Annotated in this window: 28 protein-coding genes, 1 tRNA gene and 1 pseudogene; 21 read left to right on the top strand and 9 right to left on the bottom strand. The window is 63.5% G+C overall.

Annotation, left to right across the window (positions count from 1 at the left end):
* Nucleotides 1-96: 96 nt before the first annotated feature.
* Nucleotides 97-651 (top strand): class I SAM-dependent methyltransferase, encoded by a 555-nt coding sequence (locus ACYQ0R_RS10665; protein WP_459823430.1) that lies wholly within the window; start codon nucleotides 97-99, stop codon nucleotides 649-651.
* Nucleotides 652-1,753: 1,102 nt separating this feature from the next.
* Here ACYQ0R_RS10665 and ACYQ0R_RS10670 read toward each other — a convergent pair.
* Nucleotides 1,754-1,918: a DUF7838 family putative zinc beta-ribbon protein gene (locus tag ACYQ0R_RS10670; RefSeq protein WP_459823432.1), complete on the bottom strand. Its 165-nt coding sequence runs from the start codon at nucleotides 1,916-1,918 to the stop codon at nucleotides 1,754-1,756.
* 292 nt (nucleotides 1,919-2,210) lie between these two features.
* On the opposite strand from ACYQ0R_RS10670, the gene ACYQ0R_RS10675 reads away from it, so the two are divergent.
* From ACYQ0R_RS10675 to ACYQ0R_RS10690, 4 genes are all read left to right on the top strand, one after another.
* Entirely contained in the window at nucleotides 2,211-2,609 is a 399-nt protein-coding gene (locus ACYQ0R_RS10675; RefSeq protein ID WP_459823435.1) for an acyl-CoA thioesterase, read from the top strand.
* Nucleotides 2,610-2,669: 60 nt separating this feature from the next.
* Entirely contained in the window at nucleotides 2,670-2,909 is a 240-nt protein-coding gene (locus ACYQ0R_RS10680) for a glutaredoxin family protein (RefSeq protein WP_459823438.1), read from the top strand.
* On the top strand, nucleotides 2,906-3,439 hold the full coding sequence (locus ACYQ0R_RS10685) for a cob(I)yrinic acid a,c-diamide adenosyltransferase (RefSeq protein WP_459823441.1): 534 nt from the start codon (nucleotides 2,906-2,908) through the stop codon (nucleotides 3,437-3,439). The genes ACYQ0R_RS10680 and ACYQ0R_RS10685 overlap by 4 nt, the downstream gene beginning before the upstream one ends.
* 189 nt (nucleotides 3,440-3,628) lie before the next feature.
* Nucleotides 3,629-3,703 (top strand) — tRNA-Val (locus tag ACYQ0R_RS10690).
* A 473-nt stretch (nucleotides 3,704-4,176) separates the two neighbouring features.
* Here the strand turns inward: ACYQ0R_RS10690 and ACYQ0R_RS10695 are convergent.
* Nucleotides 4,177-4,626 carry a toxin-antitoxin system TumE family protein gene (locus tag ACYQ0R_RS10695; RefSeq protein ID WP_459823444.1) on the bottom strand — a complete coding sequence of 150 codons (450 nt, stop codon included), beginning with the start codon at nucleotides 4,624-4,626 and terminating at the stop codon, nucleotides 4,177-4,179.
* Entirely contained in the window at nucleotides 4,623-5,198 is a 576-nt protein-coding gene (locus tag ACYQ0R_RS10700) for a DUF7342 family protein (protein ID WP_459823447.1), read from the bottom strand. The genes ACYQ0R_RS10695 and ACYQ0R_RS10700 overlap by 4 nt, the downstream gene beginning before the upstream one ends.
* Nucleotides 5,199-5,427: 229 nt before the next feature.
* Between ACYQ0R_RS10700 and ACYQ0R_RS10705 the strand changes: the two genes are divergently transcribed.
* Nucleotides 5,428-5,901: an NAD(P)-binding protein gene (locus ACYQ0R_RS10705; protein WP_459823449.1), complete on the top strand. Its 474-nt coding sequence runs from the start codon at nucleotides 5,428-5,430 to the stop codon at nucleotides 5,899-5,901.
* A gap of 203 nt (nucleotides 5,902-6,104) precedes the next feature.
* Here the strand turns inward: ACYQ0R_RS10705 and ACYQ0R_RS10710 are convergent, their stop codons facing one another.
* Complete coding sequence (locus tag ACYQ0R_RS10710) at nucleotides 6,105-6,911, bottom strand: alpha/beta fold hydrolase (protein WP_459823452.1); 807 nt, start codon at nucleotides 6,909-6,911, stop codon at nucleotides 6,105-6,107.
* A 95-nt stretch (nucleotides 6,912-7,006) separates the two neighbouring features.
* Between ACYQ0R_RS10710 and ACYQ0R_RS10715 the strand changes: the two genes are divergently transcribed.
* The 9 genes and pseudogenes from ACYQ0R_RS10715 (at nucleotide 7,007) to ACYQ0R_RS10755 (ending at nucleotide 14,957) form a co-directional block, all read left to right on the top strand.
* Nucleotides 7,007-8,032, top strand: a complete 1,026-nt coding sequence (locus ACYQ0R_RS10715) for a threonine ammonia-lyase (protein WP_459823455.1) — start codon at nucleotides 7,007-7,009, stop codon at nucleotides 8,030-8,032.
* Nucleotides 8,033-8,354: 322 nt separating this feature from the next.
* Nucleotides 8,355-9,380 (top strand): PstS family phosphate ABC transporter substrate-binding protein, encoded by a 1,026-nt coding sequence (locus tag ACYQ0R_RS10720; RefSeq protein WP_459823458.1) that lies wholly within the window; start codon nucleotides 8,355-8,357, stop codon nucleotides 9,378-9,380.
* A gap of 15 nt (nucleotides 9,381-9,395) precedes the next feature.
* Nucleotides 9,396-10,391 carry a phosphate ABC transporter permease subunit PstC gene (gene pstC, locus ACYQ0R_RS10725; RefSeq protein ID WP_459823461.1) on the top strand — a complete coding sequence of 332 codons (996 nt, stop codon included), beginning with the start codon at nucleotides 9,396-9,398 and terminating at the stop codon, nucleotides 10,389-10,391.
* Nucleotides 10,388-11,377, top strand: a complete 990-nt coding sequence (gene pstA / locus ACYQ0R_RS10730) for a phosphate ABC transporter permease PstA (RefSeq protein WP_459823464.1) — start codon at nucleotides 10,388-10,390, stop codon at nucleotides 11,375-11,377. Before pstC ends, pstA begins: the two co-directional genes overlap by 4 nt.
* A gap of 2 nt (nucleotides 11,378-11,379) precedes the next feature.
* Complete coding sequence (gene pstB, locus ACYQ0R_RS10735) at nucleotides 11,380-12,225, top strand: phosphate ABC transporter ATP-binding protein PstB (RefSeq protein ID WP_459823467.1); 846 nt, start codon at nucleotides 11,380-11,382, stop codon at nucleotides 12,223-12,225.
* Between the two features lie 29 nt (nucleotides 12,226-12,254).
* A pseudogene (locus tag ACYQ0R_RS10740) lies at nucleotides 12,255-12,479 on the top strand (PhoU domain-containing protein); the annotation flags it as partial.
* Nucleotide 12,480: 1 nt separating this feature from the next.
* The gene (locus tag ACYQ0R_RS10745; RefSeq protein ID WP_459823470.1) at nucleotides 12,481-13,503 is read left to right on the top strand and encodes a PhoU domain-containing protein; all 1,023 of its coding nucleotides are present in this window, start codon (nucleotides 12,481-12,483) and stop codon (nucleotides 13,501-13,503) included.
* Nucleotides 13,504-13,549: 46 nt separating this feature from the next.
* On the top strand, nucleotides 13,550-14,008 hold the full coding sequence (locus ACYQ0R_RS10750; protein ID WP_459823473.1) for an arsenate reductase/protein-tyrosine-phosphatase family protein: 459 nt from the start codon (nucleotides 13,550-13,552) through the stop codon (nucleotides 14,006-14,008).
* 148 nt (nucleotides 14,009-14,156) lie between these two features.
* Entirely contained in the window at nucleotides 14,157-14,957 is an 801-nt protein-coding gene (locus tag ACYQ0R_RS10755) for a M14 family metallopeptidase (RefSeq protein WP_459823476.1), read from the top strand.
* Nucleotides 14,958-15,047: 90 nt separating this feature from the next.
* Here the strand turns inward: ACYQ0R_RS10755 and ACYQ0R_RS10760 are convergent, their stop codons facing one another.
* The 4 genes from ACYQ0R_RS10760 to ACYQ0R_RS10775 form a co-directional block, all read right to left on the bottom strand.
* Entirely contained in the window at nucleotides 15,048-15,524 is a 477-nt protein-coding gene (locus ACYQ0R_RS10760; protein WP_459823479.1) for a 50S ribosomal protein L11, read from the bottom strand.
* 195 nt (nucleotides 15,525-15,719) lie between these two features.
* The gene (locus ACYQ0R_RS10765; protein WP_459823481.1) at nucleotides 15,720-17,072 is read right to left on the bottom strand and encodes an MFS transporter; all 1,353 of its coding nucleotides are present in this window, start codon (nucleotides 17,070-17,072) and stop codon (nucleotides 15,720-15,722) included.
* A gap of 5 nt (nucleotides 17,073-17,077) precedes the next feature.
* Nucleotides 17,078-17,821 carry a TetR/AcrR family transcriptional regulator gene (locus ACYQ0R_RS10770; RefSeq protein WP_459823484.1) on the bottom strand — a complete coding sequence of 248 codons (744 nt, stop codon included), beginning with the start codon at nucleotides 17,819-17,821 and terminating at the stop codon, nucleotides 17,078-17,080.
* Between the two features lie 277 nt (nucleotides 17,822-18,098).
* Nucleotides 18,099-18,293, bottom strand: a complete 195-nt coding sequence (locus tag ACYQ0R_RS10775; RefSeq protein WP_112077413.1) for a cold-shock protein — start codon at nucleotides 18,291-18,293, stop codon at nucleotides 18,099-18,101.
* Nucleotides 18,294-18,516: 223 nt separating this feature from the next.
* Between ACYQ0R_RS10775 and sdhC the strand changes: the two genes are divergently transcribed.
* From sdhC to ACYQ0R_RS10805, 6 genes are all read left to right on the top strand, one after another.
* Complete coding sequence (gene sdhC / locus ACYQ0R_RS10780; RefSeq protein ID WP_459823487.1) at nucleotides 18,517-18,942, top strand: succinate dehydrogenase, cytochrome b556 subunit; 426 nt, start codon at nucleotides 18,517-18,519, stop codon at nucleotides 18,940-18,942.
* Between the two features lies 1 nt (nucleotide 18,943).
* Entirely contained in the window at nucleotides 18,944-19,315 is a 372-nt protein-coding gene (locus ACYQ0R_RS10785) for a succinate dehydrogenase/fumarate reductase transmembrane subunit (RefSeq protein ID WP_459823490.1), read from the top strand.
* 2 nt (nucleotides 19,316-19,317) lie between these two features.
* Nucleotides 19,318-20,214 (top strand): succinate dehydrogenase/fumarate reductase iron-sulfur subunit, encoded by an 897-nt coding sequence (locus tag ACYQ0R_RS10790; protein WP_459823493.1) that lies wholly within the window; start codon nucleotides 19,318-19,320, stop codon nucleotides 20,212-20,214.
* Nucleotides 20,215-20,269: 55 nt separating this feature from the next.
* Entirely contained in the window at nucleotides 20,270-22,099 is a 1,830-nt protein-coding gene (locus tag ACYQ0R_RS10795) for an FAD-binding protein (protein ID WP_459823496.1), read from the top strand.
* A gap of 226 nt (nucleotides 22,100-22,325) precedes the next feature.
* A complete protein-coding gene (locus tag ACYQ0R_RS10800) occupies nucleotides 22,326-22,556 on the top strand; it encodes a helix-turn-helix domain-containing protein (protein ID WP_459823498.1) in 231 nt (76 codons plus the stop codon).
* A gap of 167 nt (nucleotides 22,557-22,723) precedes the next feature.
* Entirely contained in the window at nucleotides 22,724-23,359 is a 636-nt protein-coding gene (locus tag ACYQ0R_RS10805; RefSeq protein WP_459823501.1) for a uracil-DNA glycosylase, read from the top strand.
* 24 nt (nucleotides 23,360-23,383) lie between these two features.
* On the opposite strand, the gene ACYQ0R_RS10810 is transcribed toward ACYQ0R_RS10805, so the two are convergent.
* The gene (locus ACYQ0R_RS10810; RefSeq protein ID WP_459823504.1) at nucleotides 23,384-23,830 is read right to left on the bottom strand and encodes a UPF0179 family protein; all 447 of its coding nucleotides are present in this window, start codon (nucleotides 23,828-23,830) and stop codon (nucleotides 23,384-23,386) included.
* Between the last annotated feature and the right edge of the window lie 40 nt (nucleotides 23,831-23,870).

The following is a 23,870-nucleotide window of genomic DNA, read 5'->3' on the forward strand; positions in this document are numbered from 1 at the left end:
TATGGACAACACTACTGTGGAGCGGCAGAGTCGCGGTGGCGTCGCGTTCGGTGGCGTCGACTCGAACCGACTCCCGAGCTCGCAGGGGGCGTAGTCGTGGGGTTTCATACGTTCGACCCGTCGAAGGCCGACCGGCTTGACGACGAGTCGCGGTACCGGTTTCTCTCGCGTGACGAGCTGGTCGCCGCGCTCGGAGCGGACGCGGACGCGACCGTGGTCGACCTCGGTAGCGGGACGGGGTTTTACACCGACGACATCGCGCCGCACGTCGGGACCGTTCACGCCGTCGACGTCCAGCCGGAGATGCACGATCAGTACCGCGAGCGGGGCGTTCCCGAAAACGTCGAACTCGTCGTCGCCGAGGCGGGCGACGTGCCACTGTCGGACGACTGTGCTGACGCCGTGTTCTCGACGATGACGTATCACGAGTTTGCGAGTCCGGAGTCGGCCGCGGAGTCCGCCCGTCTCCTTCGATCGGGCGGCCGCGTCGTCCACGCCGACTGGAGCGCGGCGGCCGACGGCGTCGACGGGCCGCCGGTGGCGGAGCGGTACGCAGCGGTCGACGCCGTCGAGGCGCTCGAGAACGCCGGCTTCGAGGTGCTACGCGCCGAGGAGCGACCGGAGACGTTCCTCGTCGTCGCCGAAATCTGATCGACGACCCCCGTGTTCGATGTCGGGCGTATATTGTGCATACGAGAATCGGTGCGTTGTTTATAAAGGCGTACGTAGCGCGGCGAGGAGTGGTATATAATTGAACGGTGGAGCAGAGACCGATTTGGAAGCCCCAGCCGCGACGGCTCGCGCGGCTCGCTGCGGTCCTTACGTCGCCGTGCTTCCCCCTCGCGGCTGCCCCTTCCAGTCCAACCCGACCGCACCGCAACCGCAGCCTCGGACCGCCCCAGCCTCGACCGGAGGGGGCCGCCGGAACCGCTCGGCGGCCCCCTCCGGTCTCCCTCGCGCGCTCGCTCACGGCTTCGCCGTTCGCATCCGAGGGCTCCCTTCGGTCGCCCTCGCGACTCGCGGGCCGCTGGCCCGCTCGCGGCGCGCGCCACCGCAACCACAAGCAAAACATTGTTCGTTTATCAGGCGACTGCGGGCGGTCGGCGCGCGCGTCCGAGCGCCCTGAGAAGGGCGCGAGGAGCGCGTGCGAGGGAGGCGGCGGCGAGCGCAGAACGCGCGAGCCGCCGCCGAGGCTGGGGAGGCGCGAGGTGCGGTTGCGGTGCGGTCGGGTGGGGTTGAAAGGGGCAGCCGGGAGGCGGGCGCAGGCGACACAAGCACTGCAGGGAGCGAACGACGTGAGCGACCGAAGCGCGCAGCGAGCGTGCGCCCGCCTCCCGGCTGGGGCTTTCAGATCGTTCGTCGCGGAGCTATCGCTCCCGCGACTCACTTATAAACAGCCAACGATCCCAGCACACAGTCACATATAAACTCCCCATCCACCCTCGTGAGCGACGTACGCTCGGTATCGATCACGACGCACGCAGCGTCGCACGGCTGATTCGGTATACGATCATGGCATGGACCACACCATGACAAAGCTCCATGACACCGTATACACCTACAGCACAACTGACCGCGGGATCCTCCCCTCAGAACGTATGCGCCGGTCTGCGGATGGGAGTTGCCGCTCCCGATGGCGTTGCTCGGGCGCTCGTTCGTTCCGCTGGCTTACGGTGAGGTTCAACAGCCGGGGATCGGTCAGAAACGAGCCTCTCGGGACGGACACCCGAACACCGCGGCAGAGGGACAAAAATCAAGCAGTGATCGAGTCGATGCCGTTGATCTCGACGAACCCGTACCCGCACTCGGTGCATCGCCACTTCGTCTTCTCCCCGAGATGAAGCATCATGGATGCGGACTGATAAAACGGGACCGTCTCCTCACACGACGGGCAGTCGACGTCTTTCTCAAGACTCATACGTGAGAATCGTACCGGCACGGATTTTAACGTACTGATCCCGGATGTCCGATCCGACGGTCGAACCATCGACTGGGTTCGCCGGGTGGATGTCGGACGACTCGAGCGCTTGGCCGCCTCCGCTGCACCGACAGATGGCTCGTGTCGACTGTGCGGCCTGAAGCCCGGCATTGATCTTCGTACCGCGGATCAGCCACAGCAAGACAGCTATAAAGCGTACTCTGCGATACGAAATCCGATGTCGACCACCTCCACCCGATGATTTCATGATGATATCGGGTGAGGACCCGGTATGAGCACGTACACCGCCGAGATCGAGATTCGGTTTCGAGATATCGATGCGATGGGCCACGTCAACAACGCCGTCTACGCGACGTATCTCGAACAGGCTCGCACTCGATACTTCAGAGACGTGCTGGAGACGGACCTGTCGTCGATATCGACCGTGCTGGCCTCCCTTACTATCGAGTTTCGGCGACCGGTCGAGCTCGCGGACGAATCGATCAACGTCGATATTGACGTCCCGGAGCTGGGTGATTCGAGTCTCCCGATGACGTATGAACTGCAGACTGCCGACGAGGTCGTTGCCACCGCGGAGTCAACGCAGGTGCATTTCGATTCGACGGCGGGCGAAGCACGCCCGATACCCGAGCCGTTACGGGCGCGAATCCGATCGTACCACGAGCTGTGATGAACACCGTCGCTCCGGTGTGGACAATACATTCATGCGTCGTCCGGTGTTGATCCGAGTATGTCAGTCACGCTGTACGCGCTGGACGGCTGTCCATGGTGTGAGACAGTCCACGATGCGCTCGTCGACGCTGGCGTCGAGTACGAGACGGTGTGGGTCGACGCGCTTCACTCCGACCGCAACGAGGTGAAACGAGTGAGCGGCCAACGGGAGGTTCCGGTGCTCGTCGATGAGCACCGAGGCGTTACGATGCCCGAAAGCGCGAACATCCTCGAGTACGTCGATCGAACGCTTACATGACGATCTACACGGGCCGTGGTGACGACGGGGAGACCGACCTGCGGGATATGACGCGCGTCCCGAAAACGGATCCGCGGATCGAAGCGTACGGCACCGTCGACGAGGCGAACGCGCTCGTCGGCACCGTACGCCCAACCGGGTACGAGGACGTCGACGAGCTGCTCGCGACGATCCAGAACCACCTGCACGTGGTGCAAGCGGATCTCGCGAACCCCGACCCAGGTCCCGACGATCCGCGGATCCGGGAACAGCACGTCACGACCGTCGAGCAACGGATCGACGAGTTCGACGAGGAGCTGAAGCCGCTTCGGAGCTTCCTCCTACCGGGCGGTAGTGAGGCGGGAGCGGCACTGCATCATCTTCGGACGGTGGTCCGTCGGGCGGAGCGACGCAGCGTCGCGCTCGCACGTCGCGAGGAGATCAACGAAACGGTCGTCACCTATCTGAATCGACTCTCGGACCTCTGTTTCACGCTCGCCCGCGTCGTCAACGCCCGAGATGACGTTCCGGAGGAATCACCGACGTACTGATCCGTCACCTGCGTCGATCGAGCGATCGGGTATCCGAACCGAGCGGCCCCAACGGTCGTCTGGCGGCCGAGTCCGCCCGACGGAAGTTGACGCCTACTGGACAACGGATCGGTAGGCAGCGCGACCGAAACGTGAACCGACTGGACAAAGCAACCCTTAAGTTGTGAGGTCGGATACATCAAAGCGCGCGGGTTGGTGGTCTAGCCCGGTTATGACGGCTCCTTCACACGGAGCAGGCCGGCGGTTCGAATCCGCCCCAACCCATACGAAGTACGTACGGTTTCTAACACCGTATTTTCCTCACTTTCAGGCCTTCTGGTGCCATAATCGTGATTTTCACCGGTGTTTTCGGGGCAGCGGAGATCTCGTAACTCATACGGTCTTCGTAGGTCGGTCGCCTCCGTCTGGGAATCCGAATATATGTCGACGAGGCTCGTATAAATAGCTAGGATAAGATTGGCTGGACGTTCGGTGAGACCAGCCGGTCGAGTTGCTTTCCGGGACCGGACATCTGTGGTGGTTTGGTTCAGATGAGGTTGGGTGTTTCATCAAGAAGCAAGGCGGATACCTCGGGGTCGTACGGAAATCAAATATTTCCGTGATGACGAGACGCTCCGCGTCTCGAACCACTTGACCCCGAGGCAGTTGACTGGATCGTGTGATGGATGATCTGCAGCGATCCATGGGTGAAAAGACAAATATTCAATATTTTTGTGGTTTGGTGGGTCTTCACTGACTCACTCAGTCCAGAAGGCCCGCTGTCGCTCCTCGATCTCAGCGAGAGCCGTCGAGAGAACGTCCCGCCAGTCCTCGGGGTGATCAGTGTCATCCCCCGGTGTCGGTGCATCAGGTCCCGGATGGACGTGATCACGCTCGTTGTGGTCAGACGGATGGCGGTCCCACCGGTGATCGAACGCCCCATCCTCGTGATCTTCGTGGTAGTGCAACGAGAAGTCGCCGTTCTCGTACCACACGATCTCAAGATGAGCCGATTCGACAGGTCTAGGGTAGAACCGCTGTTCGTAGACGCACACCAGTCGGTCCGGCGCGAACGCGGGTTGCTCTTCGCTCCGAGCGAAGCGGTCGTCCGTCGCCAATCGGTCCCGGATGACTTCGAGACGGTCGAAATCCACGGGCGCACCACTGATGGTAGCGGAAGAGTCCGCGTCGTCCCTTCCCTCCGTCATACCGCAGTTCGCTCGTTCGCAGCGTCTCCGCGTCCCGTCGTGAGTGCACGCTCAAGGAGCGTGATACGCCGCCGAGTCGTTTTCCAGGCGGACACGTCTTCCCACACGTCCTGTACCGATTGGCTCGTAGCAGACGCCGTTGCCGTGATCGACACCGCCTCCGGAGATTCAGCGTCGAACCGCTCGCTGTAGATCTCTTCACGCTCCGTCTCCGTTTTCAGGAACGTGACGAGTTCGTCGGACGAGTACTCCTTTTGGAGACGCTGGACTCGCCGCCAGTTCAGGTACTCCTGATTTCGCCGGTACGTGGCCGGCGTCTCAGTGACCTGTGTCACGATCCCGAGCCGCTCGAACCACTCCAGGTACTCACGTGCGGCATCTACCCCCCGACCGGCGAGTTCGGCAACCTCGCTCGCGGTAGCCGGCTCGTCCAACCCGAGGACGGCGTCGAAGAAGTCGTCGCGCGTCCTGTCGCCGCGGACCGCTTCCTCAGGCGAGGTGAGGGCGCCGAAATCGGGGCGAATGTCCTCTTTCTCGGAGTCCTGTCTGATTTCAGCGCTCGGTTCTTCCATACCGGATGCTTCGACTTGAAACTGGATAAGTCTTTTCAGGATGTATTATTCCGTGTGAATTTTCGACATTCATTGGATGGAGAGCGACGCACAGTCGATCTTTTACCCAGGCTCAGGACGAGTGCCAACGGTCAGAAGTCTTGGTCGAAGACTTGTTCTTGGCAAATCGGTGCGTTTTTGAAAGATCGACGAGCAGTGTCGCGTTCCGGACGACCCGACTGATCACGTCGTGGTTCTCGGATACGGCCGGATCGGACGGCGAGTTGTCGCGGCTTGCGAGGAGGCCGGACGCGAGTACATCGTCATCGAGAACGATCCCTCGATGCGTCCGCTCCTCTATCAGGATGCGGAGCACTTCGTCATCGGTGACGGCATGTACGAGTACGTCTGGGAGGTCGCTGGAGTCGAGGATGCTCGCCTCGTGATCTCAACCGCCACCCAGCGGCGTGTTTCAGAGTACGTTCTGCAGGTCGGAGCAGGGACTGAGGTGCTGTTGCGAGCCGATGGTCCGGACGAAGCGGCTGCACTCCGTGAGTCCGGTGCGTCATTCGTAATCGTTCCGGATATGCTCGCGGCCGAACGGCTTGAATCGCTCCTCCGGGAACTGCTGGGTGGTGAGATGGACCCGGAAGAACTTCCGGATCGTCATATTGAAACACTGGAATGGCTGGAAGGTAGAAGATTGAACTCCCGGTTGGGCTGATGACTGGGGGATTGTCCGGCTCCGGCTGTAGCCTTGTCAAAATGTCATTTTCGACCCGACGTCCGGCGTCGGCGATGTCGCTGTGAAGCCACTGGACGGCGAACACGGTAGGGCCGGGAACCACCCGACTCGTTCGCGAGTCACTCCTCGGATCACGACACCTATCGAACGACCCGAAATAAAGCAATTCCGCCGAGACCGAATCAGCTGGAGCAGCTATCGACGAACGTCGTCAGCACCCGGTTGAATCGCTCCGGTTCCTCGAGGAACGGACAGTGCCCACTGTCGGCGAACCGTTCGAGATCAGCGTTCGGCGTCCGTTCTGCGACGTACTCGACGCCGGCAGGATCCAACAGCGTGTCGTCTTCGCCGACGCAGACGAGCGTTGGGACGTCGACGTCCGCAAGCACGTCGCGGTAGTCACGAACCGACTGATCGAAGAAGATCGCACTTTTGATCGCGGGTGGGACGCGAGCGATCTCGTCGAACACGAGTTGTCGCACGTCGGCAGCCGGCTCGCTAGCGAACATCTGGTCGATTAGTACCGCGCCCAGCTCGTGGTGGTCCGTTTGCGCAAGTTCCATCAGATCAACGAGCGCCTCGAAGTCGAACACGCCATGCTCGTAGCCCTCCTGCTCGAGATCCAACGGTTGTTGCTCGACGGAGACGAACCCGGAGAGTCGGTCGGTGCCGAAGCGGTCGATGTACTCCCACGCGACCAGCGACCCCATCGACCAGCCAACGAGCACGATACTCTCGAAGTCCTGACGCTCGAGAAACGCCTCGAGATCAGCGGCGTACGTCGGAAGTGTATGGCCAGTCACGGTTTTTGCCGACCGGCCGTGACCGCGGAAATCGAGCACGACTGGTCGGTGGTCATCGGCGATACCCTCCTGCTGTTCGATGAAGAATCGGCTACCCATCAGGACGCCATGGAGAAAGACGACCGGCGTGCCGTCACCTGATTCCTCATAGTACAGCTGCGTGCCATTGACCGTTTCCGTCGGCATACGTGATCGTTGCTGACGGTGATGTTAGTTTTTGCCCGTCGGAAAGCGACCGCGTGAGGGGTAGCTTCAGGCGTCTCGAGACCACAGATCCGGATATGCCGCCGTCACCACACCACCGCGTCGAGTCACCCGACGCCTCAACGATCTTCGGGTACCACGACCTCACTCCGCCGACGACCGCCGACGTGTATCGAGCTCGGCGGGTGCTCAGCGACCGGCTCCCCCGGACGCCGCTCGTCAAAAGCGAGTGGCTGTCCAACGAGTACGATGCTAAGATCCATCTGAAACGGGAGGATACGCTGCCGACGGGATCGTTCAAGATCCGTGGGATAACGTGTCTCCTCGCCGGATTGGACGAGGAGTTCCGGCAGCAGGGTGTCGTCACAGCCAGCACCGGCAACTATGGGCGAGCGCTCTCGCAAGCCGCCCGCTGGTTCGACACCGACGCGATCGTCGCCGTCCCGGAGGGGACCGGGCAGAACCGGATCGACGGGATCGAACGGCTCGGTGGCCGGGTCGAGGTCGTCGGTGCCGACTACGACGACGCCGCGGAGTGGGCCGCCGACTTGGCTGCTGAGAAAGGGTATCGGTACGTCCATCCCGGCAATGAGCGGCGGGTGATCGCCGGCACCGGGACTGCGGGACTGGAGATCGCCGAGGCGCTCCCTGAGGTGGATGTGGTTCTCGGACCGATCGGAGCCGGTAGCATCGGTGCCGGCTACGGTCTCTCGGTCGGACGGATTACTGACGCCGACGTGATCGGCGTCCAGGCCGCCAACGTGGACGCAGCCTACCAGGCGTGGCAGAGCGGTGATCTGACTCCACAAGAGGAAGCCGATACGTTCGCCGACGGTATCGCAGCTCGCGTCCCATATGCCCTGCCAATGGAACTGATGCGCGAACACGTGGATGAGATGTACACCGTGAGCGAGGCGGCGATCATCGAATCGGTTGCGACGGTGTTCCGTGAGGAGCGGATCCTGATGGAGGGTGCGTGTGCACCGCCGTTCGCAATCCTCGAGACGCTCCGGGACGAAATCAACGGAGAGACGGTTGTGATTCCAGTTACTGGTCGGAACCTTCCGGGATCGAAGGTCGAGCACGTGGTGACGGATGTGTAATCGATGCGCTACCGTCGGTATCGTCGGTATCGACCGACTACGCCGTCGTGAGGGTCGTCGGTGCTGTATCGTGTGGGATTCTAGCTGTGACGCTGGGACCGTCAGTGCTGGGACGCCGAGAGCGTCTCGCCACAACGTCAACCGGAGGTAGGGAACTTGCCGGCAGACAGCCAAGAAATAACAGTTTCATTAGCATATGCGTACGGACCACTATATTGGTCTATATACCAGTATGATCCCATCTAATACGTCTGTAGTTCTTCCTCTTCACATATATATCACATAGCATACTACTTAACCGAAGCCACGCCAGGATACGATGATGGCACCCAGCCAGAACGGAACGACGCGTGGCATCACCCGACGGAAATCGCTCGCGGCCATCGCCGGACTCGGCACGGTTGCGGTCGCCGGCTGTATGGGCGGCAACGGCGACGGCGGCGGCCTGTCGGGCACGATCGACGCGTCCGGGTCGAACACGGTCGCGCCGATCACCTCGTGGGCGGGCGAGAACTTCCAGGACGCGTACCCGGACGTCCTCGTCGACGTCGACCCCCAGGGAACCGGTGCCGGGTTCCAGGAGTTCTGTCGTGCGAACTCGGACGTACAGAGCGCGAGCCGACAGATCACCGAGGAGGAGATCGAACTCTGCGGCGAGAACAACGTCGACTACGACTTCCTCGAAGTCGGGCTCGACGGGCTCGCAGTCGTGAAGAACTCCGCGAACGACTGGGTGGACAACATCACCCTCGACGAGCTCCGTCGCGTGTGGCAGTTCGAGTCGGACGTCGAGACGTGGCAGGACATCCGCGACGAGTGGCCCGACGAGGAGATCGCGCTGCACGCGCGGGACTCCGCCTCGGGGACGTTCGACTACTTCACCGAGAACGTCGTCGGCGAGCGCGGCGACATCCGCGACGACTACTCCGCGACGAGTCAGACCAACGAGATCATGGGCGCGGTCGCGAACAACGTCCACGGGTTCGGCTGGGGCGGTCTCGGCTACCTCCGAGAGATCGAAGACGACCAGCCGATCGAGGCCGTGCCCGTCGAGAGCGACGTCGACGGCGAGTTCTACCTCCCGAACGAGGAGAACATCGAAGACGGGCTGTACTCCCCGCTGGCGCGGCCGCTGTTCGCGTTTTTCAACCTCGCGAGCCTCGAAGAGCGCACGGACCTCATCGGTTCGTTCGCCCGGTTCTACACCAACGGCGCGGAGCAGTACGCCCGCGATGAGGGATTCTACGCCGCGCCCGACGAGGTGAGAGAGGAGAACCACGAGAAGATCGATTCGTGGCTCGATCGGGTCGGGTCGTCGCCGGACGACCTCACTGTCCAACGGGAGTAACGAGGCACGAACGCCATGAGCACGGACACGAACACTAACCTGGACATCACCGGCGGGAGCGGCACGGCCAGTGCCGACAACGCCTCGAACAGGCGGGCTCGACGCGTGCTGTTCGGCTGTGCGGCGGTGACCGTCGCCACGACGCTCGCGATATTCTTCGTGCTCGTCGACAACACCGCGAGCTACTTTTTCGGCGCGCGGCTCACCGAGATCGTCACCGGTGCCGCGACCGAGCGAACGGTCACGTTCACCGAGTTCTTCACCGGCACGCGGTGGGCACCCGACCACGCGACGCCGGCGCACGGGGTTTTGCCGATCGTCTTCGGCACCCTCGCGATCACGATCGGGGCCGCGTTCGTCTCGATCCCGATCGGCACGGCGACCGCGATCTACCTCTCGGAGTACGCCTCACCCGGCGTGCGCGGCAAGCTCAAGCCGACGCTTGAGGTGCTCGCCGGGATCCCGACCATCGTGTACGGCTACTTCGCGATCGCCTTCATCAACCCGGTGGTGCTCGGACCCGTCGCCGAGGTGTTCGGGATCAACATCGGCCGATACAGCCTGCTGTCTGGGATGCTGGTCGTCGGGATCATGACGATACCGATGGTCTCCTCGATCAGCGAGGACGCAATGCAAGCGGTTCCGGACGACCTCCGGAACGGTGCGTACGCGCTCGGCGCGACGCGGTTCGACGTGTCGGTGAGCGTCGTTACCCCGGCGGCGTTGTCGGGCATCTTCGCCTCCTACATCCTCGCGGTGTCGCGGGCGATCGGCGAGACGATGGCCGTCTCGCTGGCCGCTGGATTCAACGCCAACATCACCGCGAACCCCTTCGACGAGATCATGACGATGACCGCGTACATGGTGTCGATGGCCCGCGGAACGTCGGCGGTCGGTACCGTCGAGTACAACAGCCTGTTCGCGGTCGGCTTTCTGCTGTTCGCGATGACGCTCGCGATGAACCTGCTCAACGACTGGTTTAAACGCCGGTTCCAGGAGGAGTACCGATGACGGAACCAACGCGACGAGACGACGAAGCGAACGGCACGGGAGCGGACGGCGGCGTCAACCAGCCGAGGGCGGACGGCGGGACGGTCACGGACGGTCGGGACGCCGCAGAGCTGTTCACGGACATCGACCTCGGGTGGGAGCACCTGAAGAACCGGGTGTTCCTCTGGATCATCTTTGCCGCGGCGATGTTCGGCGTCGTCGCGCTCGCGGTGCTGTTGCTCGACGTCGTGACCGACTTTTACGTCGGGATCACGGAGTTCGAGATCAGCCTCGTGCAGTTCCTCACGGCCGACGGCTCCCGGCGACCCGAACGCGCCGGCTTCGCCGGTGCGATCGTCGCATCGGGAATGCTGATGGTGCTGACTGCGGCGCTCGCCTTCTTCGTCGGGGTCGGTTCCGCGATCTACTTAGAGGAATACGCGCCTGACAACCGAGTCACCCGGCTGATCGAGGCGAACCTCTCGAATCTCGCCGGCGTTCCTTCGATCGTGTACGGTCTGCTGGCGCTCGCGGCGGTCGTCAACGGAATCGGGACCGGCCCCATCCTCATCGCCGGTGCGGTCGCGCTCGGCCTGCTCGTGATGCCGATCATCATCGTCTCCGCACAGGAGGCGCTCCGCGCGGTGCCGGACGGGGTCAGAAACGGGTCGTACGCGACCGGCGCGACGAAATGGCAGACGATCCGCGAGGTCGTGCTTCCGGCGGCGATGCCGGGGATCATGACGGGAACCATCCTCGCGCTCGCACGGGCGGTCGGCGAGACCGCACCGCTGTTGATGGTCGGCGCGCTGTTCGTCAATCGGATGCCTCGCGGCCCGTTCGACCGCTTCAGTGGCATGCCGACGCAGATCTACGGCTGGGCGGCCGAACCGAGCCAGCACTTCATCCACCTCGCGGCGGTCGGAATCGTCGTGCTGCTCGTCGTCCTGTTGTCGATGAACGCGGTCGCGATCTACCTGCGGAACCGATACGAGACCGAGGTGTAACCATGTCAGCACAAGACCTAGACGACGACACGAGCACGGACTCACTCATCACGACGGAGGTATCGAGCAACGGGACCGGCCGCGCGAGCCGCCCCGATAACACGGTCGTCTCGACGCGCGATCTAGACGTGTACTACGGCAGCGACCAGGCGCTCGACGGGGTCGACATCGAGATCCCGGAGCACAAAGTGACGGCCATCATCGGCCCGTCAGGCTGTGGTAAGTCGACGTTCCTCCGGTGTATCAACCGAATGAACGACCAGATCGACGTCTGTCGGATCGACGGCGACCTCTCGTTTCACGGCAAGAACGTGTACGCCGACGACGTTGACCCCGTGGCTCTGCGCCGGAAGATAGGGATGGTGTTCCAGAAGCCGAACCCGTTCCCGAAGTCGATCCACGACAACGTCGCGTACGGCCTGAACATTCAGGGGTTCGACGGCGATATCGAGGCTCGCGTCGAGGAGGCGCTGAAGGGGGCCGCGCTCTGGGACGAGGTGAAAGACCAGCTCGACTCCTCCGGGCTCGATCTGTCGGGTGGGCAACAGCAGCGGCTCTGTATCGCCCGGGCCATCGCGCCGGACCCGGAGGTGATCCTGATGGACGAGCCGACGAGCGCGCTCGATCCCGTCGCGGCCTCGAAGATCGAGGACCTCATCGACGAACTGGTCGAGGAGTACACCGTCGTGATCGTCACCCACAACATGCAGCAGGCCGCGCGGATCTCCGATAAGACCGCGGTGTTCCTCACCGGCGGCCAGCTCGTCGAGTTCGACGACACGGCGAAGATCTTCGAGAACCCGGACGACGACCGAGTCGAGGATTACATCACCGGCAAGTTCGGATAATGCCACGCGAAAACTATCAAAAGGGGCTCGACGAGCGCTGTCGGCTGGCCGCCGAGCAGGTGGTTCGCGAGCTGGTCGCCGATCAGAACGCAGAGACGTCGACGGCCGGGGGGACGGAGCTCGCGGCGGCGCTCGACGAGGTCTCCCGCGCGCTGTTGACCGTCCGCGACCTGGAACGGGTCGGGGACCACGCCGTCAACATCGCGGCAAGATCGCTGTACATGATCGAAAGCGACGACGAACTGATCTACTGATATGACCGACACAGAGCCGTACAGGCGGAAGATACAGCAGTCCGGTGGCACCACCTACACGGTGTCGCTTCCGAAAGAATGGGCCGAAGATCGAGGAATGGACGTTGGAAGCCGTGTCAACCTGTACACTCGTGGTGACCGACTGCTCGTTACACCCCCGGATGATAATAAGCGACAACAGGTAACGGTCCCGGCTGCCGGTCACAGTCCGGCCGAACTCTCCCGGCTCGTGACCGCAGCCTACGTCGCTGGCAGTGAGGAGATACGGATTACCGGCACGCTTGACCGGGAGACCCGTGCGACGGTCCGGCAGTCGGTCTCGGATCTACTCGGAATGGAGATCACCGAGGAGACTGACCGAACGCTCGTTGCGCGAGCGATGCTGGACGCCGATGACCTCTCGCCGAAGCAGACGCTCGCGCAGATGGAAACTATCACCCTGTCGATGCACGAGCAGGCGGTCGATGCGGTGCTCACGGCCGACAGCTCGGCGGTAGAAAGCGTTGCCGGACAGGACGACTCGGTCGACCGGCTGTTCGCACTCGTTTCTCGCGAGTTCCAGTGCTCGCTCGTCGACATCCGACTCGACCGCATGGGAGACGGGCTCACGACGTTCGATTACTACCATGCCGCCCGTCAGCTCGAACGAGTGGCCGACCACGCTGAAACGATCGGCGAGGCGGCCGCTTTCATCGAATCGCCACCACCGGAGGATATTGACGCCGAGCTACGGACGATCGCCGCCGACGCGCGTGAACTCGTTCGACGGGCCCTCGCCGAGACGCTCGGGGACCGCGATCCGGACACGTTAGGACGGATCATGGTCGACGCTGAGCCAGTCGTCGCGACCGCCAAGACGCTCGATCGTGAGCTCTACGACCGCGATCTCGCGAACGGGCACGCGCTCGCGGGTGTCCTCGACAGTCTCGCTCGGACAGCCGAGTACGCCGTCAACATCGCTGATACAGGAGTCCAAGCGTCTTGCCGCGAGCATGACACGAAACCAGCACAACGACCGAACTGATCGGACGCGACAGTACCAACCGACACGCACCCACGACACACCATCCATGCCACCTATCGATACGAACGACCCGACAGACCGAACCGTCGATGCCACGACCACCGTCGCGTTCGTGTGCGTCCGAAACGCCGGGCGCTCCCAGATGGCAACCGCCTTTGCCGAACGCGAGCGGGCCGAACGTAACCTCGTGAATGACATCGCTATCGTCACCGGCGGTACCGACCCGGCTGACGACGTGCACGACGTCGTCGTCGATGCCCTCGATGAAGTGGGGCTCGACGTCAACGGACGGAACCCACGACGGATTGACGAGTCCGTTCTTGCCGAATGCGACGTCGTCGCGACGATGGGCTGTTCGACGCTCGATCTGGACGGTGTCGAAAACGTCGACTGGGACCTCGAGGACCCCGGTGAGAAGGAGCTTGCAGAGGTGAAAGCGATCCGTGACGAGGTGGAGCAACGCGTTATCGAGCTGTTCGACGAACTCTCCGAGCGGATCAAGTGACCGCAGGACCGCGCGCACGACTACACTGCCCGATAGGACGAAACGTCGTGGAGCTGGCCGCCGACGAGGCTGCCACGCGTTGAATGCCGCGAAACCGGGGAACCATTTAATGACATCGACTGGTAAGTCAGAATCAATATACGTAGCTATGAAGCTTATCGAACGAGGACACGGGACCGACAGGATTGCGATCGTCGGAGGGATTCACGGCGACGAGCCAGCGGGTCGGCGGATCATCGAACGGCTGGCAGAAACGCTCGATAACGAGGGGCCCAAAACCGTCCAGCTGATCGTCGCCAACGAACCGGCGCTTGCCGCTGGCGAGCGATACACCGAAACGGACCTCAATCGCTCGTTTCCGGGAGATCTCGACGGCGACACGTATGAGTCGGTGTTAGCGGCCCGCTTGACGCGCCTACTCGAGGGGTGCGACGCGGTGCTTGCGTTACACACCTCACACAGCGCCCCGCCGCCGTTTGCCATTTATAGCACGTTGACGGAGTCCGTGAGACGAACCGTCACTGCGCTTCCCGTGGAGTACGTCCTCGATTCGGCGTCGCTTCGCGACACGACGCTCGATTCGGTCGTTCCTCACACGGTGTCCTTCGAGACCGGGCGACAAGGGAGCGAGGAGGCCGTCGAGGTCGGATACGAGGGCGCGCTCTCGTTTCTGCGTGCACACGGTGCCGTAACCGACGAGAACCCGTCGTTCACTGAAACGACGATCGTCGAAGGCGAAAGCGAGGTTCCGAAAGGGGGTGGGACGCCACACGTGTACTACCAGAACTTCGAAGAGATGTCCGAAGGAGCCGTCTTCGCGGAGGACGACATCTACACGCACCGAGTCGAGCGGGATGGTACCGTTCCCGTTCTCGCGAGCGAACACGGCTACGAGAACATATTCGGCGTGTACGGCACGGTCACGCAGACGCTGACACCTCCCGGATAACTCGATTCTCCGTAACGCGCAGTCCGCGGCCGGGCGAACCTCCGTCGGCGATGAACGCAGATCGCAAAAACGCGTACGTGTCGGGACCGCTTAGGCGTCGAGAACGTCGTCGTACTCGCCGGCGTCGACGCGGTCGTCGAACGTCCGGGCGTCCTCGCCCTCGATCGTCACGCCGAGCGAGGCGCAGGTTCCGCCGACCTCCTTGGCGGCGTTTTTCGTGTCGTACGAGAGCAGGTCGGAGGATTTCTGCTCGGCGACCTTCTTCACCTGCTCGATGGACATGTCAGCGACGAAATCATCCTGTGGCTCGCCGGAGCCGGTGTCGAAGCCGGCCTCGTCCTTTATGAGCTCCGCCGTCGGCGGCACGCCGACCTCGATGCTGAAGGAGCCGTCGTCCTCGTACTCGACCGTGATGGGGACCTCCATCCCGTCGAACGCGGCAGTCTCCTCGTTGATCTGTGAGACGACGTCCTGCACGTCGACCGGCGTCGGGCCGAGCTCCGGTCCGAGTGGCGGACCGGGATTGGCCTGCCCGCCGGCGACGAGCACTTCGATAGTTCCAGCCATGTCCGTTAGAACCCGGTGGCGACTTTTAACGGTTGTTCTTTCACGCGCGGGGAGAGAGCGGTTCACACGCTCCGTACCACTCACACACGGACAGCGGTTCGCGCACACGGACTGGCGGTCCGCGCACACGGACAGCGGTCCGCGCACACGCTCGACTCCTCGAGGGCGGAACTCGGTGTGCGTCCGAGGAACCGCTCACGCCTCGGACGCGATCCGACCGGGGAGAAACGACCCCGTCTCCCGGCGAACGCCGACGAGAAGCGTCACACCGGCCAGAAGCGGGACCACGGCACACGCAGCGTAGATCGGCGCGAAGCCGACTGCTTCGACGAGCGGAAGCGACACCAACGGGCCGAGTCCGCCGCCGACGTCGCCGAGTACGTTGTTCGTCCCCGACGCGCGGCCCATCCGGTCGTCGGGCGTCAGGTCGGCCAAAAGCGCCATCATCGGCCCACTCGTTCCGCCCTGTCCCGCCCCGATGAACAGACACGCGAGCGCCAGATCGAGCGTTGAGGCCGACCGTGCCAACAGCAGAAAGCCGACGAACGAGACGACGAGGAACGTGAGAAGGATCGGCGTCCGCGACTCCCTCGTGTCGGAGATCCGTCCCCCGACCAGCATGAACACCGCCGCTGAGACGACGGTCCCGGCCATGAAGATCCCGGACGTGCCCTGTGCGTTCAGTCCGAGCAGCGAGATATCGTGTTCGCCTAAAAAGAGGACGAGGGTGGCGAACAGCGCGCCGACGTACGCAAACATCAGCCCGAAGTTGACGAAGCCGACGGTCACCGCCGGGATCGACGTGTCCACGTCCCACGGCTTCACGGAGGTCTTCTGACCGGGCGACGTGACGTGCGTCTCCGGGACGAGCCGGTAGGCTACGGCGCTCGCGACCAGCGCGAACGCGGCCGCGACGACGAACGCGGCGGCGTTGCCCGCAACCGAGGAGACGACCCCGCCGAGCACGAGCCCCGCCGGAAATCCCATCGTGATTCCGCCGCGCACGACGCCCATGTTCGTGCCTCGTGAACCGCTGTCGGAAACGTCCGCCGCGATCGTGTACGCCGTCGCGAACACCGCGGCGGATCCGAGCCCCCACAGGATGCGGGCGAGCACGAACCACGTCTCCGGTGCGACCGCGAACGCTACCGCCGCGAACCACTCGTCGACGCCGACTCCGATGGGGCCGGCGGCGACGGTCGGCAGCGCCTCAGCCACCCACCGAAGCGACTCGGCCGGCGGTAACACGAGCGCGACGACGTATCCGAACGTCGCGATACCCTCGATGAGCAGCCCGTAAACGAACGGCTTCCGCGTCCCGTATCGGTCGACGAGCGCACCCGCCGGCGCGTTCGCCACGAGTCGGACCCAGCGGTTCGCCGAGAGGATGACCCCAACCATGAACGCCGAGATCCCGAGCACCGCTCCGAGATTCGGTAGGATAGGGAAGACGACGCCGCCGCCGAATCCGACGAAGAAGGTGCTGGCGATCACCGCGAGCAGCACCGTCGGCGGGCGTTCGATTCCGAACGTCGGGAACCGGGACACGGCGACTACGGTCCGTCTTCTGCGTTCGAACCGGTCGCGTCCACGGCGTCGGTCGACGATTCGTCCGTGTCCGCGGCGTCACCTGGCTCCTCGCCGGTCCGGGCTGGCATCGACGCGATCGTCTCATCGAGCGACGGCCGCTCGCCTTCATCAACGAGCAGCGGCTCGACGAGACGGTTCACGACCGCCTCGGCGACGGCTCGAGTGTACGGCGGCTGGGACGGGTCTCCACCGGCCAGGGTGATCTGTCGCGTCCGAGCCCCGTCCAGCGACGCCACCAGCAGCGCTGCAGTCTCCTCGACGTCGACCTCGCGGAACGCCCCGGACTCGATCCCGTCGTCGAGGATTTCGACGACCGTTCCCCGGAGGAGGCGGTCACTTCGCACGAGCTGTTCGCGGATCCGGTCGTTGAACGGGCCCTGTGACCGAAGCTCCAGCAGCGCGATGTGGAACGACTCGCGGTCGGTCTCGTCGGGATCGAAGACGAACCAACCGACGAACTCCATCAGCCGTTCGGCGGGGGGTTGGTCGGTCCGGTCGTCGACACGCCGCTCGAAGTCGCTTATCACGTAATCGAGAAAGGCGACCAGAAGCTCTTCTTTGGTGTCGTAGTGGTAATGAAGCAGCGATTTGCTCTTCGAACACTCGTCGGCGATATCCTGCATCGTCAGCCCGGCGTAGCCGTGAGCACACAGCGCGCGATAGACCCCGTCCATGATCTCGTCGGCCGCGCTCGGCTCGTCACTCATTGACTGACTGGTCAGTCAACGATCCGTAAATCTCTATCGATGACGGTCAGAGCCGCCCGGAGCGTCACGGTCGGTCACTCCTTGTGTTCGGGTGACAGTCGCGCCCAATCGATCCGCGCGGTCGAGTGGTGGCCGCGCCCAATCGATCCGCGCGGTCGAGTGGTGGCCGCGCCCAATCGATCCGCGCGGTCGACCGACTGACGACACTGGAGACGCGTCGCTCGCGGTCGTGAGTCGATGGAAAAGCCGATACGCCTCGACGGGTCGTCCTGTCCGCTTACAGACGGGTGACGTTCGTCGCGCGGGGGCCTTTGTCGGCCTCCTCGATGTCGAACTCGACCTCCTGACCCTCCTCGAGGTCGGGGCCGCCGACGTCCTCCATGTGGAAGAACACGTCCTCGTCCGCGTCGTCAGTGTCGATAAAGCCGTAACCGCCAGTGTCGTTGAAGAAGTCAACTTCGCCTTTCGCCATTGCATCCGTACAACTGCGTCTCCTACCTAAAAGGCTTCCGTGACCGTCTCCGGAGCGACAACGGCTGACATGCAGCCGTCCGGATCGGAAGCGCCGAGCGGTGGGTTTCACTCGTGGTGTGGGCACGTCAGCCCGTTTTGTCGGATCGGTCACGTATCGCGTGACGGCACGCGCTCGTCGCGGTAGAAACTACTATACGACCCCGGTACACAGCATCACATGTATGAGTCAGTCGTACAATCGGGGCCTCATAGAGGACTTCGGCAGATGGCGGGAGTTCTCGGCGGGGATGTGGGCCTGGATATTCCACAAGTTCACCGGCTGGGTGCTCGTAGGATATCTGTTTACCCACATCGCCGTGTTGAGCACCGCGATCCCGGCTGCAGGTGCCGAGGAAGCAGTCCTTCAAGCGGGCGACGACGTCTACACGCAGACGATCGTGACGCTGGAGGAGCTGCTGCTCGTCCGTATCCTCGAGGTCGGGCTGCTCGCAGTGGCGGTGTTTCACATACTTAACGGGACGCGGCTCCTCCTGATCGACCTCGGACTCGGGCTGGAATCGCAGGACAAGAGCTTCTACGCGTCGCTGATCCTGACGGGAGCGATCACCGTCGCGTCAGTGCCGACGTTCATCGCGGGGGCGTTCTAAGATGGCCGAACGCTACTCCTCGTTCACGCCGGGCGGCACGATGTGGCTGCTCCAGCGCGTGACGGCAGTGTTTCTCATCGGCGTTCTCTCGTTCCACTTCTTCCTGCTCCACTTCGTCCACCACGCCGACGAGGTGTCGTTCCTCATGAGCGCCGGGCGGATGGAGACGTGGAGCTACTACTCACTGATGGTGTTGTTCCTGCTGACGGCGACGTTCCACGGCGTCAACGGCGTGTACAACGCGCTTATCAACCAGGGACTGACCGGCACGAAGCGAACGGTCGTCAAGTGGGTCCTCGTCGTCGCCAGCGTGGTCGTCATCGTGCAGGGGATCCGAACGGCCAACGCGTGGGCCGGTATCGGGGTGTTCTGAACATGAGTACGCAAGTTCCGAAAGAGGAGAGCACGGACGCAGCGACCGAGACGGACGCAGTCGAGGAGACGCCCTCGAAAGGTGACGCCCGTCGCGAGGAGAAACGCCGACGTGCCGCCGAGCGGCGAGCACAGCGGCAGGCCGAGGAGGCCGAGAAGGCGGCAGCCGACGAGAACACCGTCGAACTGAGGGTGTTCCGGTACGATCCCGAGGTCGAAGGAAAACAGGAGCCGCGGTTCGACACGTTCCACGTCCCCTTCACGAAGGGGATGACCGTACTCGACGCGCTGATGTACGCACGGGATACGTACGACTCCTCGCTCACCTTCCGGCACTCCTGCCGACAGGCGATCTGCGGGTCGGACGCGATGTTCGTCAACGGGAGCCAACATCTCGCCTGCAAGACGCAGATCTCCGAGCTCGACGAGCCGATCCGGATCGAGCCGCTCCCTCACGCCGAGGTGACGAAGGATCTGGTCGTCGACATGGAGCATTTCTACGACCAGATGCACGCGGTCGAGCCGTACTTCCAGACGAACGAGCTACCGGACGGCGAACTCGAAGAGCAGCGTCAGACTCGGGAGAACCGCGAGAAGGTGAAGATGTCGACCCGGTGTATCTGGTGTGGCGCGTGTATGTCCTCGTGTAACATCGCCGCCGGCGACAACGAGTATCTCGGCCCCGCCGCGATCAACAAGGCGTACCGGTTCGCGATGGACGAACGGGAGGGCGAGGATATCAAACAGAAGCGTCTCGAGATCATCGAACAGGAGCACGGCGTCTGGCGGTGTCAGACACAGTTCTCCTGTACCGACGTGTGTCCCAAGGACATTCCACTGACGGAGCACATCCAGGAGCTGAAACGCGAAGCAGTCAAGAACAATCTGAAGTTCTGGTGAGTGTGAGAGACACGCTCAAGGACATCCAGACCCAACCACACACTATACAGCAATCATGTACGAACACGACGTAATCGTGGTCGGCGCGGGCGGGGCTGGTCTCCGCGCGGCGATCGCGGCACAGGAGGCCGGAGCCGACGTGGCGATGGTCACGAAGCTCCACCCCGTTCGGTCCCACACCGGCGCGGCGGAGGGCGGCATCAACGCCGCGCTCCGCGATGCGGACTCGTGGGAGGACCACGCGTACGACACGATGAAAGGATCGGACTACCTCGGGGACGCGCCAGCAGTCGAGGCGCTCTGTAAGGAGAGCCCAGAGGAGGTCATCACGCTCGAACACTGGGGAATGCCGTTCTCCCGCGAGGAGGACGGTCGCGTTTCCCAGCGGCCGTTCGGCGGGCTCTCGTTCCCGCGAACGACGTACGCCGGCGCGGAGACGGGCCACCAGATGCTCCACACGATGTACGAGCAGGTGGTGAAACGTGGGATCACCGTGTACGACGAGTGGCACGTGATGGATCTCGCGGTCACCGACGAGGACGATCCCGCCGACCGGACCTGTCATGGCGTCGTCGCCTACGACATCAAAACCGGCGAAATAAGCGGCTTCCGCGCCGACGGTGGCGTGATCCTCGCCACCGGCGGGATGGGTCAGGTGTACGACCACACCACGAACGCGGTGGCAAACACCGGTGACGGCGTCGCGATGGCGTACCGTGCCGGCGTTCCGATGGAGGATATGGAGTTCATCCAGTTCCATCCGACGACGCTTCCCTCGACCGGCGTGCTCATCTCGGAGGGCGTCCGGGGTGAGGGTGGTATACTGTACAACGCGGAGGGTGAGCGGTTCATGTTCGAGCACGGCTACGCGAACAACGCGGGCGAACTCGCCTCCCGCGACGTCGTCTCCCGCGCCGAGCTGACGGAGGTCAACGAGGGCCGCGGGATCGAAGACGAGTACGTCCACCTCGACATGCGCCATCTGGGCGAGGACCGAATCCTGGACCGACTGGAGAACATCCTCCACCTCGCCGAGGACTTCGAGGGAGCCGACGGACTCACCGAGCCGATGCCGGTCAAGCCCGGCCAGCACTACGCGATGGGCGGGATCGAGACGGACGAGTTCGGCGAGACGGTGATCGATGGTCTGTACGCGGCCGGCGAGTGCGCGTGTGCGTCCGTGCACGGCGCGAACCGGCTTGGCGGGAACGCGCTCCCGGAGCTCTCCGTGTTCGGCAAGCGTGCGGGTCGCCACGCCGCCGGAGAGGATCTCGGCGAGGCCGATATCACGACCGGTAAGGAGGGCGAGTGGGAGCCAGCCGACTACGAGTTCGAGGTCGAACTCGGCGAGACCGGGGGGGCCGGTCCCGCGGCCGCCGACGGTGGCGCGGTGGCGACCGATGCCGACTCGGTACTGTCCGCGGCGGTCGAGCGCGCCCAAGAGCGCGTCGAGACGCTGCTGGAGCGGGACGGACGGAACCACGCGGAGGTCCGCTCTGCGGTGCAGGAGACGATGACCGACCACGTGAACGTGTTCCGCGAGGAGTCCGGGCTGAAACGGGCGCTGGAGGATATCCGCGAGGCACGGGAGGCGTACAAGGACGTGGCTGTGTCCGACCCGTCCCGCACGTTCAACACGGACCTCATTCACACGATGGAGACCCGAAACGTGCTCGACATCGCGGAGGCGCTGACGATGGGCGCACTCGCGCGCAAGGAGTTCCGGGGTGCCCACTGGCGACAGGAGAACCAGATCCGCGACGACGAGAACTGGCTCAAACACACGCTCGTCTCGTGGAACGGCGGCGAGCCCGAGCTGTGGTACAAACCCGTCGTGCTGGAGGGTGAGGCAAAAACGTACGAACCGAAGGTTCGGTCGTACTGATCTCCGGGCCCGACGTTCCCGATCGATTCCGATCGATCACGATTTCCTATCCGTCGGTGGTCGAAATCCACCCCGCTCGAAGCCGAAACGTTCAGTAACCGTGACGAGAAACGACGACACATTCGACCGGAACCGTCGTTTCTCCAGTGCGTTCCGGCGATACGCCGGCTTTCGACGATCGTTGAATGGGGGGTTTATTATCGTCGAACCCCTTGGTGTAGCCAAGATGTTGGAAACCGAGACAGCACCTGCGACGGCGACACCCGCACTGCCGCCGGAGCTGCAGTCTCCCCGTGCAAAGCTCGTGTATCTGTACCTGACAACGAACGGTTCGGCGACCGTTTCGGAGATGTGCGACTCGCTCGGCATGAAAAAGATCTCGCTGTACGGCATTCTGAAGACGCTCCGCAAGGAGGGTCTCATCGATCACGACCAAGAGACGTACACGCCGACGTGAACACGCCCCCGCGGCTTCGATCGCGGTCGCCTTCGCCGTGAGTGGTCGCTCTCGGCGGGGCGGAGGTTCGTGAGCAGCCGATTTTACAGTCCTCGTGAGATCAGTTCGAGCTTGCGAACCGTCTCGCTGAGCGAGGGGTTTACGACGCAGTAGCACCCACGACGGCTGTGGACGCGAACCAACGCGAGTTCGAGAACCCCTTCGGGATGGACACCGACTGCGAGAACTGTGCCGAGCTGTGCGGCCCGCGGGAGCAGGTCATCCACGGCTACGGCGACGTCGGCGCGGAGTTTCTCGTCGTTGGCGAGGCACCCACCGCGGCCGCCGAGCGAAACGGCGTTCCGTTCACCGGACCGGGAGGCGGCGAGCAGGTACAGGCGATCTTCGCCGAGTTGGGGTTCGTGCGCTCGGACCCCGACGCTTCCGAGCCGGACGTACAGAACGTGTTCTTCACCAACCTGACGCGGTGTCGACATCCCGACCGCGATCCGACCGACGAGGAGGTACGGACCTGCGAGCCGTTTTTGAACGCCGAGATCCGGATGATCAACCCGCAGATCATCGTCCCGGTCGGCGAACGTGCGCTGCGGGCGCTCGCGGTCGAGTACACGACGAGGCGGCCGGACTCCTTCGACATCGACGCCGAGCACGCGACGACGATTCGAGGACGCGGGTTCGAGCTGGTTCCCATGATGACCCCGACCGAGCTAACCGACGAACGGGCGGACGCGTTTCTCACCCACATGCGCGAGAACGTGTTGAGTCGAGATTACAGGCAGACCAAAGGACGACAGCAGCGGTAGCCGAGCAAGACGCGTCGACCGGAGCTACTCCTCAGCGCGGAACTTCACCAGCGTTAGATCGCGGTCGAGCGCACAGTGGTCGTGTGGCGGCTCGCCGAGCACCTGGTCGATGACGCGCTCCTCGTCGAAGTCGGCACCGTCGGGGACGCAGTACTGGTGGCTCGGGCACTCCGTATGCGGGCACGGTCCGACGAGCGACGACCGACTCCCCGCGTACGCGTGCTTGGAGGCGACGGTGGCGGGGACTGGGGCGGTCTCGACCTCGACCGCCCGGACGCCGTCGTCGTGGACCGCGCAGTCGAGCGTCTGTGCGTTCTCCCGAATATCGGTAATTCGATAGCGGGTTCCCTCGGAGAGGTTGAGACACTGGCTGCGATACGGACAGCCCTCACAGCCGGCCGCTTCCCCCTCGTACACGAACTCGCGGCCGACGTCCGCGAGCCGCGTTCCGACGAGCGTGACGGTGGTCATACCGCACTGAACGCTCTCCGTCTCCGTAAGCGTCCCGCTC

This window comes from Halorubrum luteum, from assembly GCF_054652935.1.